The sequence below is a fragment of the Pseudoduganella sp. RAF53_2 genome (assembly GCF_052113985.1).
Taxonomy (GTDB): domain Bacteria; phylum Pseudomonadota; class Gammaproteobacteria; order Burkholderiales; family Burkholderiaceae_D; genus Rugamonas.
On record NZ_JBFRDW010000073.1, the window covers coordinates 1 to 13,847 of the forward strand.

Here is a 13,847-nt window from a genome sequence, read left to right on the forward strand (position 1 = left end):
CCCCATGGTTCAAGGCTTAGCTTTGTCGAGAGCGGCGATCTCATAATCGCCATCATCAACAAGCCTGTCCCACCCTTCAAATTTCCCCAACCCCAGCGTGCGCGCCATGGACAGCAGCAAGCTCTGTCCCGGAACCGCACGTTCCGGCAGCAGCTGGTAGACTGGATCGGCGAATGCCTTGGCAGGAGTTGTGATACTCCAGCCCATCTGCTCGAACTGCGTAATCACATCATCTAGCCACATCGCGTTGATCAGGTTGTGGTGCATCAGCATGACCTGTGCGATATCGCGGCCCTGGAGCTTTTGCGATAGCTCGCGGTAGGCCAGGGCGCGCTGGCGCACGTGCGAGAGATACGCTGTGCGGATTGCGCTGACGTCAGCGTTTGGATTTGCGCGCAGCGTTTCAACCAGCTTTTCATTCAGCCGCCAGTCGCTGGTATCGAGACTCACATAGGCATTGCGATAGCCATGCTCCTGCAGGAAGCTGCGCATGCCATCGCGCTTCTCCGGCGTGTTCCCTTCGCGCAGAAAAGTGAAGCGGAACCATTTCTGGTAGCCGGGCAGGCCACTGATGATCCTGTCGCAATCGAGCATCTCCTGCTCATACTGCTGCAGCGCGATTTTGTGCAGGTCCGGGTGCGTCATGGTGTGATTGCCGATCGCATGGCCCGCCTTGCCCCACTCCTGCGCCAGCGCCAGGCCTTCCGGCTTGATGGCGCCGTTGCCGGCAGTGACAAACAATGCGGCTTGCACGTGATGTTTGGCCAGCGCCGCCAACATCGCCGCGTTGCGTTCCTGCGCCGTCATGCGCGGCGTCGCCTCCAGATTGGGGCCGTCATCGAACGTGAACGCCACCGACTGTGCATGCGAGACGGAGGCGCCGATCGCGAGCGTTGCCGCGACGATGAGGTTTCGCCAAGTGACGAGGCCACGGCGCGCCTTCGTTGGCGCGCGCGGTGCGATGCTCGGGCTGGCGCTCATGCAGCCCCCATTGCGTCGATGATCGCCTGGTAGACGCGTATCGGTTCTTCGGAAATGCGGTTCAGGACGTAGAGAAAAGTGTCCTCGCCGAATACCGCATATTCGCGCGTTGGAAAGCCCCGCGCTTGCAGGCTGGCGACCTGCTCCGTGCCGAGTCCGATCAGCGATTCGAATTCGTAGTGACCTTGCTGGATGCCTTGCTGCGTGATGAAGCCGGTCAGCTCCGCCTGAATACTGCGATCGTGCGTCGCGATGGAGCATGTGTGTCCGCTCGCCAGAAGATCTTTCGCAAAGCGGCAATAAACTGCGGCCAGCTCCGGACTGTTGCGCGGCCACGCAATCGCCTCGGACTCGAAGAAAGCACCTTTCACCAAACGGATTCGTCCCGGCAGGGCCATCAGTTTCGGCAAGTCGTCCACGCTGCGAAGCAGTTTGGCGGCCATGGTGATGCCGACGGTGTTCAGGCCATCCTCTTCGTGCAGACGGCGATAGACCGCGAAAATGTCGTCCACGCGGTCGGAGGCTTCCATGGAGATAATCAGCTCCAGCCCATGCCCGGCCGCAGCGCGTGCCATGCGGCGCGTGTTCTGGTAGCTTAGTTCAGGCGAAATCAGCGAGCCCACGTGCGACAGGTCAAAGGAAATTGTGGAATCCAGTTGGCGCTCGCCGGCTGCGCGGATCAGCCGCAGGAAGACTTCAGTCTCCGCGTTTGCGAATGCTGCGTCGCGCACGCTCTCGCCCATGTATTCGATCGACGCCTTATGCCCTGCGCGGTTGATGGAAGCGGCGCGTTCCAGCGCCYCTTCGATGGTGCGTCCTGCGACGTAGCGCTGCGCCACGCGCTGAGTAATTGGCCGCAGCAGTGGATCGTTGAGGAATTTCTCTTTTGCGGCGCCATCGACTGCCAGCGCGCGGATTGCAAGCGCCGCCTTGTCGACCAGCGGCTGCCATTCGGCGGGGAATTGGGGAGGGATCGTGTCTCGCACTTCGGTTCTCCTGCAGTGGGTGCGCCGACGGAATGCGGCGCCGGCTGAATAGTAGCAGGGAGTCGCCGCCATTTATCGGGTCTGCCTGCGATTGGACCCTCCAAATCCGCGATTCGTCAGATTCGGCTGTAAGCATGCGGATTCATTGGCTACCTTACCGCTGCTCCCGCACGATAAACAGTGGCGGGAGCGACCAGGCAACCACAAGGAAAGATGATGAAAAAAGTATTGTTCAGCGCTCTGGCGGCGCTTACCCTCGCCAGCACAGGTGCGGCATATGCAGCCGGCGACTACCGGCTGAGTGCCGGCGAGTTTGAAGACTTCAACCATGGCTATAACCTGAGCACAGGCGACAGGATCTACTTCACGCAGCAAGGCAGGCAAAGTTTCTTTGTGCAGTTGGGTGGCCACAAGCGCGAACGCATGTACGCCCAGTCCAAGGGCGTTTTCATGACGCAGAGCGGGGCGCGCGTGGAATTCGCGGATCAGGGTTGGGCTGTCACGATCAAGAACTTCGAGATGATGTCGCCGCAGATTGCGCAGCAGGGTTTGAAGGATGTTACCCTAGCCAGTCGTTGATGCACTCTGCCACGGAGGCAAACTTGGATATGCCGACCTTGTTGATGTTCGTACCGGCCTGCTTCGCGCTGAATATGGCGCCGGGGCCGAACAACCTGCTCTCCGTGAGTAATGCGACGCGCTATGGCTTCCGCCTCTCGTGCAGTGCCGGCGTGGGGCGGCTGCTGGCCTTCATGGGCATGATTGCGCTGGCGTCGGCTGGGCTGGCGGTGGTGCTGCACACGTCCGAGCTGCTGTTCTACGGGATCAAGACCGTAGGCGCGATTTATCTGTTCTACCTGGCGTGGCAGCTGTGGCGCGCGCAGCCGGGCGAGGAGGGCGCTGCCACTCAGGCATCGGTCGGATGGTGGCCGCTGGCGCGGCAGGAATTCCTGGTCGCAGCCGGCAATCCGAAAGCGATCCTTATTTTCACGGCTTTTCTGCCGCAATTCGTCGATCCCTCCCGTGCCATGGCGCCGCAGTTCGCGGTGCTGGGTGCGCTGTTCCTGCTGCTTGAGACGGTGGCGCTAGTGATGTATGCCTGGATGGGCATTCACCTGCGCCAGTGGTTCGCCCGGCCGCGCGGCAAGCGCATTTTCAATCGCGGTTGCGCGGGGCTGCTGGCTGGCGCAGGCGTTGGCCTGCTGCTGGCGCGCCGCACATAAGCGCGGCACGCCGGAGGTTCACACGGCGATCTGCACAAGCGCTTTGCCGATGCGGCCCGTTTCGACATGTTGATGGGCGGCGGCGACGTCGTGTAGCGGGAAGATGACGGCCGGCAGATGACGTAAGCCGCCTGCGATGAGCAAGGTATTGATCTCAAGCGCAATGCGGCGCCGTTCGTCGGGCGTGAGGAAATACACAATGAAGAAGTGCAGGCTGGCGAACACGCGCATCATGCCGCGGTAGCTGACGGGAATCTCGGCGGCCTRCGAACCGTAGATGATGACCCGGCCGCCATGTGCAAGCAGGTCCGCGTGTATGGATGCGTTGTGGCCTGCGTTGACTTCGATGATGACGTCCACGCCCGCACCGCCGGTCAGCTCGCGCACTTGCTGTGCCAGGGCTGCGCTGTCGCCGTATTCGAGCGCATGGCTGGCGCCTACTTCGCGTGCCAGGGCCGCCTTGCCGGCACTGCTGACGGTGGCGATCACGCGTGCACCCGCACGGCGTGCCAGCTGGATAGCGTAGAAGCCAACCGCACCAGCGCCACCGGTGACCAGCACTGTTTTGCCGTCGAAGCTACCGTAGGCGTGCACTGCGTACCATGCCGTCATCAGCGGGATGCCGATCGAGGCGCCTGCTTCGAGCGATATGCCATCCGGCAGCGCGACGACCTGCGACGCGGGCAAGCAGATGTATTCGGCAGCGGAGCCGTGCTGGCGCTGCCACTGTGCGAGATAGAACCAGACGCGCGCGCCGGGCGTGAACTCGCTGACGCCCTCGCCGACCGTATCGACGATGCCGCTACCATCGCTGTGCGGTACCACGTAGTCGAAGCTCAGCGCCGCTGTGCTGACGCCGCCGCGCGCTTTCACGTCCGATGGATTCACGCCGGAGAAAGCCACGCGAATGCGCACCTCGCCGGGGCCGGGACGGCACCTGGCCAGTTGAACTATACTCAAAACCTCATCTGCGGGGCCGGTGCGGCGGTAGACGGCTGCTTGCATAGCTTGCTCCTGTTAGTCGATGAGGCCCATTCTAGAAAGCCGCACCGTGGCAAACCAAGAGAAGAAAACTGCCAGCGCTGTCAAAAAAAAGCCATTGTCCTGGGATGACCTGCTGACGCTTGCTGTTCTCGCGCGGGAAGGCTCGTGGGGCGGGGCGGCGCGCGCCCTGGGGCTGACGCGCAATACGGTCATTCGCCGCTTGCAGCGTCTCGAACTGGCGCTGGACGCACAAGTGATCGAAGAGAATCAGGACGGAATTGTGCTCACGCCGCGCGGGCGCGAGGTCGTGGCGACTGCGCAGGAGATGGGCGAGCTGGTGGAGGCGGTCGGCCTCGGAGGCGCGGGCGGCGCTGGCGGCCGGCGCGGACAGGCAGGGCGGGCCGATGCGCGCGACGCTGTGCATGGGCTGGTACGCGTCACTGCGCCGGAAGGGATTTCGGCGCAGCTGATTGCGCCAGCGCTGGGCGCCTTGCTGCGCGAATATCCGGCGCTGCGCGTCGACCTGGTCGCGACATCGGCGGTGCTGAGCATCAGCCACAAGCAAGCTGACGTGGCGGTGCGTCTGGCGCCGCCGGAAGATGAGCAGTTGATTGCCCTACGCGCCGGTACGCTGAGGTATGCGCTATACGGCGCGGGCGAAGGCGAAGCAGCTGCACATGGTGGCTCACTGGTCAGCTACGATGCGACCGGTGCGCGCTTCCCGGAAACGCAAACACTGCAACGTGCCTTCCATGACCGGCAGGCAACGGTGCGCTCAAACAGCTTGCTGGTGCAAGTGGAAGCGGTGCTGGGAGGCGCAGGAACCGCACTGCTGCCGGATTATCTGGCGGCGCGCTATGACGGGCTGAAGAAGCTGTCGGATCTGATGCTGGAGAAGCCGGTGTWCGTGGTCTTCCATTCGAAACACCGTGAGACGCCGCGGGTACGGGCGGTGACGGCCTGGCTGCAGCAGCTGATGCCGCGCAGCCTCGGCCCGGATGAAGTTTAGATACGGTTCAGGTTACCGTTTTCGCGGCGCACGTGGTCGCCGTTACGCAGGTTAGGATCGTGGCCCAGGATGACGGTGCCGACTTTGCCGGTTTCGTATTTCACGGTCACGTGCCACTCTTTGACCTTGTTCATCTTGCCTTCGATTTTCTTGCCGGCGTATGCGCCGCCCGCTGCACCGGCTACGGTTGCCAGCGTCTTGCCGGTGCCGCCGCCAACCTGGTGACCCAGCAGGCCGCCGGCGATGCCGCCAGCGATCAGGCCGGTTGCGCCGCCTTCGCCATCTTTCTCGATCATGCGAACGTTGGTCACGGTGCCGCATTCATTGCAGACCGGACGCTTAGGTTCGGCGTGCGCGCCGGTGGCGGCGACTGCCAGCAGTGCAGGCAGGAGCAGATTGCGAATTTTCATTATGATTTCTCCATCAGGAAGTTCTTTGGTGTTTGTGAGTATAGGTCAAACATTTCCGAACGGAACACACAATTGAAACAAGACGTTGCGAAACATCAGCCGTAGACGCCGCCTGTGTAGAGCAGGTCGAAGAGGCGGGAAATGGCGGCAATCAGGCCGAAAGCGCCTACTGCCAGCGTGGCAACCAGCACCAGGGCCAGCGGCCAGCGCGAAGCGGATTGCTTGCCGGAGCCGGCATTGAAAGTGGCGTCCCACTTCTCATCGGGCATCAGGCCCAGCACCAGCGCTTCCAGGAAGCCAGTCAGGATGGAGATGAAGTAGGGCAGCAGCTTGAAGTAGGGATCTGCATCCGGCGCCGCCATTGCGACAATGCCRCAGACGGGCAGGGAAGCGATATGCAGCCAGCCCCATTTGTCGCCTAAGCCGCGCAGATAAAAGCGATGCAGGCCAATGCCGCCGAGCAGTGTGGCGGCCAGGGTGGCGAGGGTTTTGTTTTTGTGCAAAACGGACATGATTGCGCGGCGAAATTGCAGGAAGCCAGCAGTATGGCACAACAAAGCTGTTGCCGACGAGGCCAGAACGGGGGATAATCACGGATTACCCCAACACTCACCCATTGTTATTAATGCTTGCCCGTCGGAGGGAAGGCGCGCTATAATTTGCGGCTTTTTCCGACTCAGCACACTTTTTTGGAAATATTATGGTCGTTATTCGTTTAGCTCGTGGTGGTGCCAAGAAGCGCCCTTTCTACAACATCGTTGCAACCGATTCCCGCAACCGTCGTGACGGCCGTTTCGTAGAGCGTATCGGCTTCTACAACCCAATGGCTACCGGCCAGGCTGAAGGCTTCCGCGTTGCTGCAGACCGTCTGGCTTACTGGCAAGGCGTTGGCGCACAGCTGTCCCCAGCTGTTGCCAAACTGGTTGCTACCAACAAAGCAGCCTAAGGCTTGAGCGAGAAGGCAGCATCCGGGGCACAAGCCCCAGACGATCTGGTGCAAGTGGGCTTTGTCTCCGGCGCCTACGGTCTGGTTGGTGGAGTGAGGGTACGTCCCTTCTCCGCAGATGCGGATGCTTTGCTGCACGCGAAAACCTGGTGGATTGATAAGCCGAGCCTGCGCGACGTAGAAGTCAAGCGGGCCAAGCTGCATGGTGGCGACGTTGTCGTGACCATGATCGGAATCGCTGATCGTGATATTGCAGAAGCGCTGAAAGGCGCCTCGGTGTTTATCCGCCGCAGCGACTTCCCCAAACTCGACGAAGAAGACGAGTTTTACTGGTCCGACCTGATCGGGCTGGCAGTAGAGAATCAACAGGGCGAAAGCCTTGGCACGGTCACCGATATGATGAGCAATGGACCCCAATCCATCCTGCGCGTCGAGGTCGAGGCCGAGGGAGCGGCGCAGGAGCGCCTGATCCCGTTTGTTGACCAGTACGTTATCAAGGTGGACAAGGACGCGAAGAAAATCATCGTGGACTGGGGCCTGGATTACTGATCCGGAACCGCAGCGATGCAATTCGACGTTATCACCCTGTTCCCTGAAATGTTCGCTGCCCTGACGCAGTCCGGCGTTACCCGCCGCGCGTTCGAGCAGAAGAAGTGGGGCCTGTCGCTGTGGAATCCGCGCGATTTCACCACCGACAATCATCGCACCGTGGATGATCGCCCTTATGGCGGCGGTCCCGGCATGGTGATGCTGGCTAAGCCGCTGGAAGCGACGATCAATGCCGCGAAACAGCGCCAGGTGGTCTCCGGACTGCCCGAGCCGCGCGTGGTATTCATGTCGCCGCAAGGCAAGCAGCTGACGCACGAGCGCGTGATGCAGCTGAAGCAGGAGCCCGGACTTGTGGTGCTGTGCGGCCGTTACGAAGCGGTGGACCAGCGCCTGCTGGACCGCTGCATCGATGAAGAAGTCAGCCTCGGCGATTTCGTGCTGTCCGGCGGCGAGCTGCCGGCCATGGCCCTGATGGATGCCGTGGTGCGCCAGCTGCCTGGCGTGCTGAACACCGATGCCTCGGCCGTTGAAGACAGTTTCGTCAACGGCCTGCTGGATTCGCCGCACTATACGCGGCCTGAAGTGTATGAAGGCGAGAGCGTGCCTCCGGTGCTGTTGGGCGGCAATCACGCCGAGATCGAGAAGTGGCGCCGCGAGCGCATGCTGGAAGCGACGGCGCGCAAGCGTCCCGACCTGCTGGTGAAGGCCCGCGAAGCCGGCCTGCTCTCGAAGAAGGACGAAAAGTTTTTGGCGGGTTTGTAAACCCGTTGTAGTACCAAGGCAGGCATGTTGCCTGCCATGTTTAACCCCATCCTCTACCGGGCAACCTTGGCGCCGGCAAGATGGTCATTGGAGTCATAAAATGAACCTGATTCAACAACTCGAGCAAGAAGAAATCGCTCGTCTGGGCAAAAACATCCCTGAGTTTGCTCCTGGCGATACCGTGATCGTGAACGTGAACGTAGTCGAAGGCACCCGCAAGCGCGCCCAGGCTTACGAAGGCGTTGTGATCGCCCGTCGTAACCGTGGCCTGAACTCGAACTTCATCGTTCGTAAGATCTCGTCCGGCGAAGGCGTTGAGCGTACCTTCCAGCTGTACTCCCCGCTGATCGCTTCGATCGAAGTGAAGCGTCGTGGTGACGTGCGCCGCGCTAAGCTGTACTACCTGCGCGACCGTTCGGGCAAGTCTGCTCGTATCAAGGAAAAACTGCCAAACCGCAAAGCTGCTGCGGCAGAGTAATCCATTCGTATCTGATTGGATCGAAGGGGCGCCGTTGGTGCCCCTTTTTTGTTTTGGAAAAACCAACGGCGGAAAAGCAGGTGGCTGCCACGACGTGGCAGCCACCAGGTTCACGTCTCGGGTTTTTCGGAGGAGGACAGATTGGCACGACCGCATTTCGACCCCACCCAGCTGCCTGTAGACGCCATCGCCGGCGAGGCGGCGGTACTGCTGGAGCGCCTGGCGCCCGCATGGCTGCGCGAGCGATTCGCCCATCCGCCTGAGTGGACGCCGGAAGGCAACGAGACTGTCTTCATCGAGCGTCCCAAAACCACGGCCGCCTCGGTGCTGGTGCCCATCGTGGTGCGGGAAGAGGGCCTGAGCATGCTGCTGACCCAGCGCACGGCGCATCTGAACGACCACGCAGGGCAGGTCGCGTTCCCCGGTGGCCGCGCCGAGGAAACCGATGCCGACGCCATCGACACCGCGCTGCGCGAAACGGAAGAAGAAATCGGCCTGCACCGCCGCCATATCGAAGTGATCGGCACGCTGCCGCTGTACTACACCGGCACCGGCTACGAAGTCACACCGGTGGTTGGCCTGGTGATGCCGCCGTTCGAGTTGACGAAAGACCCGTTCGAAGTCGCCGAGATTTTTGAAGTGCCTTTGCCCTTCCTGATGGACGGGCAGAATCACCAGCTGCTGTCGGCGCAATTGCCGAGCGGCCGCCGCACTTTCTACGCCATGCCGTACGAAAAATATTTTATCTGGGGAGCAACAGCTGGCATGCTCCGCAATCTGTTTCATTTCTTGCGCGCTTAAGCTACCCTAGCGGGCATTGCGAAACCGTAAATTCTGGTGTCAGCCACGGTGTGGCAGCCACCGTGCATGCTGCAGTAACCTGGGTGGCTGCCACGAAGTGGCTGTCACCAGCTTTTGCCTTGGGTTTTATTCAAAGGAATTCGATGACTTTTCTCTCCATCCTGTGTGCATTGCTGATTGAACAACTGAAGCCTCTGCGTGCGGATAATCCGATCTACGCCGAGATCAAGGCCCTCGCAATTCGCATGGAGACCTGGTTCAACGCTGGCCACGCCAGCCACGGCCGCATGGGCTGGTTCCTGATGATGGCAGCGCTGATGGTTCCTGCCGGTCTGATCTATTGGGTGCTGATCAGCTACAAGCTCATTCTGGCTGCATTCGCCTGGAATGTGCTGATCGTCTACCTGACCCTGGGCTTCCGCCATTACAGCCATTACTTCACCTCGATCCAGCTGGCCCTGAACGCGGGCGACGAAACGACTGCGCGTTCCCTGCTGTGCGAGTGGACCAAGCTGGACACCGTGGGCATGGATGTTTCCGAAATCTCCCGCATTGCGGTCGAGAAGGCCCTGATCACCACGCATCGCAATGTATTTGGCGTGTTCTTCTGGTTCCTGATGCCGCTCGGTCCGACCGGCGCCATTCTGTACCGCGTGTCCGAATACCTGGCCCGCGCCTGGAACGAGCCGGAGCACATGCGCAATGAAGCCTTCGGTGAATTCGCGGCCAAGGCGTTCTACTGGATCGACTGGATTCCGGCCCGTCTGACCGCCGTTGCTTTTGCCGTGGTCGGCAACTTCGAGGACGCTGTCTACGCCTGGCGTAACTTCGCCCACCGCTGGAAGGACGAGGCGATCGGCATCATCCTGTCGGCCGGTGGCGGCGCCATGGGCGTGCGCCTCGGCACCCCGCAGGAAAACGCGGCCAAGATCGTGCCGGCCGATGCCGCGACCGTGGATATTTCCGATGTCGAAGTGGAAAGCATGCCGGGTGATGAGCCTGGTGTGCGTGCCTTGCAAAGCACTGTCGGCCTGGTCTGGCGTGCGCTGCTGCTGTGGATGATGCTGCTCCTGTTGCTGTCCGGAGCTGCCTGGCTAGGCTAAAATGCAGGACTCGCGGCCGCTTTTTTTGCGGCTGCGGGGCGCGGGAAATAGCGCTTAGGTCTTCTATAAGATATAATACCTAAGTTCCACCACGCAACAGAAAGCGCCCCCACATGGACAGCGAGTTCTTCATTCTTGGCCTTACCTCCAAAGGCAAGCAGTTTCGTCCCAGCGACTGGGCCGAACGCCTCTGCGGTGTCATGGCCTGCGTCGCTCCCACGGCAAGCGGTCCCCATGGCCACCTCGGTTATTCGTCGATGGTCACGCCCACCGTCATCAATGGTGTGAAAGCCGTCGTCGTGAACAGCAAGCTGCGCGAGATGCAGCCGCTGGCTTATAACTTCGTCGTCGAATTTGCGAAAGACAATGATTTGCAGGTCGTGGACGCTTGTCTCCTACCTGACGAAAAGGCCTGAGATGGCGTAGCATAGGGTTTTGCCAATAAAAGCAGAATCCCATGCAAAAAACCCTTATCGCCGCGTTCTTCCTGTCCGGCGCCAGTTTCCTCCCTTCCGCCTTCGCGCAAACCCTGCCAGCCGGTGTGACCAAAGGTCCGTCGGTCGAAGGCATTACCGAGTACCACTTGCCGAACGGCCTGAAGGTGCTGCTGTTCCCCGATGCGTCCAAGCCGACCGTCACCGTCAACGTGACTTACCGCGTCGGCTCGCGCCATGAGAATTACGGCGAGACGGGCATGGCGCACTTGCTGGAACACCTGATGTTCAAGGGCGCGCCGAAGCACCGCAATATCACGCAGCAGTTCGCGGAACGCGGCATGGAATTCAACGGCACCACCTCCTTCGACCGCACCAATTACTACGAAGTGTTCTCGGCCAGTCCGGAGAATCTGAAGTGGGCGCTGGAGATGGAAGCGGACCGCATGACCAGGTCCTTCATTGCCAAGAAGGATCTGGACTCGGAAATGACCGTGGTCCGCAACGAATACGAAAACGGCGAGAACAGCCCGTTCGAAGTGCTGATCAAGCGCATGTCGAGCGTGGCCTACGACTGGCACAGCTACGGCCGTTCCACCATCGGCAACCGCAGCGATATCGAAAACGTCAAGATCTCGAACCTGCAGGCCTTCTATCACACCTGGTATCAGCCGGATAACGCCGTGCTGCTGGTGGCGGGCAAATTCGACGCATCGCAAACCCTGGCCTGGATCAGCAAGACGTTCGGCGCGATCCCGAAACCCAAGCGCAAGCTGCCTGACTTCTGGACCGTGGAGCCGACCCAGGACGGCGAGCGCCTGTTCACCGTGCGCCGCAAGGGCGATGTGCAAATCGTGCTGGCGGCCTACAAGATTCCATCCGGCCTGCATGCGGACTCCGATCCGCTGGCCTTCATGGGCCAGATCATGGCCGACACGCCGACTGGCCGCCTGCACAAGGAGCTGGTCGAATCGGGCAAGGCCGCGCAAGTGTTCAACTATGGCCAGGTGGGCTTCTATCCAGGCCTGTACATGTTCGGCGCCGTGGTCAAGGCAGGACAGCCGGTGGAACCGGTGCGCGATGAGCTGATTGCCGCCGTCGAGAGTTTCGCCAAGACGCCGCCGACCGATGAAGAGATGGAGCGCACGCGCCGCGACTACACCAATATGATCGAGAAGCAGCTGAACAACCCGCAGCAGGTGGGTGTGGCGCTGTCCGAATACATCGCGCTGGGCGACTGGCGCTTGTTGTTCCAGGGCCGCGATGAGCTGCCGGCGATCACCTCAAAGCAGGTGGCCGATGCCGCTGCACGCTACTTCAAGCGCGATAATCGTACGGTAGGCGTGTTCCTGCCGGAAGATGCGCCGCAGCGTGCGGACATTCCGCAGGCGCCGGCTGCCGAAGAACTGCTGAAGAATTTCAAGGGCAAGGAGAGCGTGCTGAAGTCCGAGGACTTCGATCCGAGCCAGGACAACATCATGAAGCGCACGGAGCTCAAGCAGGTCAATGGCCTGAAGCTCGCGCTGCTGCCGAAGCAGAACCGCGGTGAAATGGTGTCGGTGGATCTGCGCCTGCATTGGGGCGATGAGAAGAACCAGTTCGGCAAGCAGCTGGTGGCCTCGGCGACCAATGAGATGCTGACGCGCGGCACCAGCAAATACACGCGCACCCAATTGGCGGACCAGATGTCGAAGCTGAAGATGTCCGGCGGCGGCGTGTACCACTTCGACACCACGCGCGAACATCTGGCTGAAGCGCTGCGCCTTGTAGCACATGTGCTGAAGGAGCCGAGCTTCCCGGTGGCTGAATTCGAACAGCTGCGCCAGCAGTGGATCGTGGGCCTGGAATCCATGCGCAGCGATCCGCAGGCGGTGGCAGGGCAGGCGATGGCGGAATACTTCGATCACTGGCCGAAGGGCGATCCGCGCAGTGTGATGTCGATCGATGAGCAGATCGCAGGTATCAAGGCGCTCAAGCTGGAGGAGCTGAAGGACTATCACAATGAGTTCTACGGCGCCTCGCACGGTGAGCTGTCCATCGTGGGTGACTTCGACAAGAACGAAATAGTGAAGGTGATCGGCGAGGAGTTTGGCGGCTGGCAGAGCAAGGGCTCCTATGCCCGCATTCTGGATACCTATGTCGACAAGGCGCCGACGAAAAAGAGCATCGCTACGCCGGACAAGGAGAACGCTTTCTACACCGCGCGCATGAACCTCGATCTGAAGAATGACGATGCGGATTATCCGGCGCTGGAGCTGGCCAACTTCATCTTCGGCGACGGCGGTTTGAAGTCGCGTCTGATGGACCGCATTCGCCAGAAGGATGGCTTGTCCTACGGCGGTGCTTCGCAGCTGGATGCGGGCGAGTTTGACCGCGCCGGCGCCTTCTCGATCAGCGCGATCGCGGCGCCGCAGAATATGGCCAAGCTGGATGTGGCAGTGAAGCAGGAACTGGCCCGTGCGCTGAAGGAAGGCTTCACGGCGGCGGAAGTGGCGGGCGCCAAATCCGGCTTGCTGCAACAGCGGATTCAGAATCGTTCGAAGGATGGCATCGTGGCCAGCGCATGGAACCGCTTCCTGGATGAAGGCCGTACTTTCGAATGGAGCAAGCAGCATGAGGCCAGGCTGAAGGCGCTGACGGTGGAGCAGGTCAATGCCGCCTTCCGCAAGGCGATCGATCCGTCGAAGTTGACGGTGGTTGTGGCGGCTGATCCGGCGAAGGCGAAGTAAACCCACGGCGCAAACCTGGTGCCTGCCACGCCGTGGCAGGCACCAGCTTCACGCCTCGGGTCAGGGTGTGCTCAGCTCCGCCACGAAATCGTACATATCGCCGCGGAAGATCGAGCGGCAGAATTCAATGGCGCGGCCATCGCGCAGGAAACCGAGGCGCTCCACCGCCAGCCCCGCATCACCTTCCTTCGCCTGCAGCAGCCTGGCCTGCTCCGCATTCAGCAGCAGCGCAGACAAGCGCTGCAGCGCGCGCACCGGGCGGCAGCCCTGCGCTTCCAGCGCCTCATACATCGACGTATCCACCACCTCAAGCGAGGGCAGGGCGCTGGCCACGATGGTCGCGTACTCCAGGCACATCGGCACATCGTCCGCAAAGCGAATGCGGTTGAAACGATAAACCGGCGCGCCCGGACTCAGTCGCAAACGTAGCGCTTCCTCCGGCGTCACAGTCC

The 13,847-nt window shown here is 61.1% G+C and carries 17 protein-coding genes; 11 read left to right on the plus strand and 6 right to left on the minus strand.

Annotated features, from left to right (window positions below; all coding sequences use genetic code 11):
- Positions 1-9 precede the first annotated feature (9 nt).
- On the minus strand, positions 10-981 hold the full coding sequence (locus AB4Z11_RS06830; RefSeq protein ID WP_442023725.1) for a polysaccharide deacetylase family protein: 972 nt from the start codon (positions 979-981) through the stop codon (positions 10-12).
- Positions 978-1,967: a proline dehydrogenase family protein gene (locus tag AB4Z11_RS06835; protein WP_442023727.1), complete on the minus strand. Its 990-nt coding sequence runs from the start codon at positions 1,965-1,967 to the stop codon at positions 978-980. Before AB4Z11_RS06835 ends, AB4Z11_RS06830 begins: the two co-directional genes overlap by 4 nt.
- A gap of 213 nt (positions 1,968-2,180) precedes the next feature.
- Between AB4Z11_RS06835 and AB4Z11_RS06840 the strand changes: the two genes are divergently transcribed.
- Both AB4Z11_RS06840 and AB4Z11_RS06845 read left to right on the plus strand, forming a co-directional pair.
- A complete protein-coding gene (locus AB4Z11_RS06840) occupies positions 2,181-2,546 on the plus strand; it encodes a hypothetical protein (RefSeq protein ID WP_442023729.1) in 366 nt (121 codons plus the stop codon).
- A 23-nt stretch (positions 2,547-2,569) separates the two neighbouring features.
- A complete protein-coding gene (locus AB4Z11_RS06845) occupies positions 2,570-3,190 on the plus strand; it encodes a LysE family translocator (RefSeq protein WP_442023731.1) in 621 nt (206 codons plus the stop codon).
- An 18-nt stretch (positions 3,191-3,208) separates the two neighbouring features.
- Here the strand turns inward: AB4Z11_RS06845 and AB4Z11_RS06850 are convergent, their stop codons facing one another.
- Entirely contained in the window at positions 3,209-4,195 is a 987-nt protein-coding gene (locus AB4Z11_RS06850) for an NADPH:quinone reductase (RefSeq protein ID WP_442023733.1), read from the minus strand.
- Positions 4,196-4,241: 46 nt separating this feature from the next.
- Between AB4Z11_RS06850 and AB4Z11_RS06855 the strand changes: the two genes are divergently transcribed.
- Positions 4,242-5,183 carry a LysR family transcriptional regulator gene (locus AB4Z11_RS06855; RefSeq protein ID WP_442023735.1) on the plus strand — a complete coding sequence of 314 codons (942 nt, stop codon included), beginning with the start codon at positions 4,242-4,244 and terminating at the stop codon, positions 5,181-5,183.
- Here AB4Z11_RS06855 and AB4Z11_RS06860 read toward each other — a convergent pair.
- Positions 5,180-5,593, minus strand: coding sequence for a glycine zipper 2TM domain-containing protein (locus AB4Z11_RS06860; RefSeq protein WP_442023737.1), 414 nt, complete (start codon positions 5,591-5,593; stop codon positions 5,180-5,182). The two genes, AB4Z11_RS06855 and AB4Z11_RS06860, sit on opposite strands and share 4 nt — an antisense overlap.
- A gap of 95 nt (positions 5,594-5,688) precedes the next feature.
- Complete coding sequence (locus tag AB4Z11_RS06865) at positions 5,689-6,105, minus strand: NINE protein (protein ID WP_442023739.1); 417 nt, start codon at positions 6,103-6,105, stop codon at positions 5,689-5,691.
- Positions 6,106-6,293: 188 nt separating this feature from the next.
- Here AB4Z11_RS06865 and rpsP point away from each other — a divergent pair, with 188 nt between their 5' ends.
- The 8 genes from rpsP to AB4Z11_RS06905 all read left to right on the plus strand — a co-directional run bounded on the left by rpsP (position 6,294) and on the right by AB4Z11_RS06905 (position 13,395).
- Positions 6,294-6,539, plus strand: a complete 246-nt coding sequence (gene rpsP / locus AB4Z11_RS06870; RefSeq protein WP_442023741.1) for a 30S ribosomal protein S16 — start codon at positions 6,294-6,296, stop codon at positions 6,537-6,539.
- Positions 6,540-6,542: 3 nt separating this feature from the next.
- Positions 6,543-7,088 carry a ribosome maturation factor RimM gene (gene rimM, locus AB4Z11_RS06875; protein ID WP_442023743.1) on the plus strand — a complete coding sequence of 182 codons (546 nt, stop codon included), beginning with the start codon at positions 6,543-6,545 and terminating at the stop codon, positions 7,086-7,088.
- 15 nt (positions 7,089-7,103) lie between these two features.
- Positions 7,104-7,850 carry a tRNA (guanosine(37)-N1)-methyltransferase TrmD gene (trmD, locus tag AB4Z11_RS06880; RefSeq protein ID WP_442023745.1) on the plus strand — a complete coding sequence of 249 codons (747 nt, stop codon included), beginning with the start codon at positions 7,104-7,106 and terminating at the stop codon, positions 7,848-7,850.
- A 100-nt stretch (positions 7,851-7,950) separates the two neighbouring features.
- Positions 7,951-8,328, plus strand: a complete 378-nt coding sequence (rplS, locus tag AB4Z11_RS06885) for a 50S ribosomal protein L19 (RefSeq protein WP_442023747.1) — start codon at positions 7,951-7,953, stop codon at positions 8,326-8,328.
- Between the two features lie 141 nt (positions 8,329-8,469).
- A complete protein-coding gene (locus AB4Z11_RS06890) occupies positions 8,470-9,129 on the plus strand; it encodes a CoA pyrophosphatase (RefSeq protein ID WP_442023749.1) in 660 nt (219 codons plus the stop codon).
- A gap of 143 nt (positions 9,130-9,272) precedes the next feature.
- On the plus strand, positions 9,273-10,232 hold the full coding sequence (locus tag AB4Z11_RS06895) for a CobD/CbiB family protein (protein ID WP_442023751.1): 960 nt from the start codon (positions 9,273-9,275) through the stop codon (positions 10,230-10,232).
- Positions 10,233-10,345: 113 nt separating this feature from the next.
- Positions 10,346-10,648 (plus strand): DUF3579 domain-containing protein, encoded by a 303-nt coding sequence (locus tag AB4Z11_RS06900; RefSeq protein WP_442023753.1) that lies wholly within the window; start codon positions 10,346-10,348, stop codon positions 10,646-10,648.
- A 41-nt stretch (positions 10,649-10,689) separates the two neighbouring features.
- Complete coding sequence (locus AB4Z11_RS06905; protein WP_442023755.1) at positions 10,690-13,395, plus strand: M16 family metallopeptidase; 2,706 nt, start codon at positions 10,690-10,692, stop codon at positions 13,393-13,395.
- 60 nt (positions 13,396-13,455) lie between these two features.
- On the opposite strand, the gene AB4Z11_RS06910 is transcribed toward AB4Z11_RS06905, so the two are convergent.
- The coding region (locus AB4Z11_RS06910) for a GntR family transcriptional regulator (protein WP_442023757.1) at positions 13,456-13,847 on the minus strand (392 nt) is incomplete at its 5' end.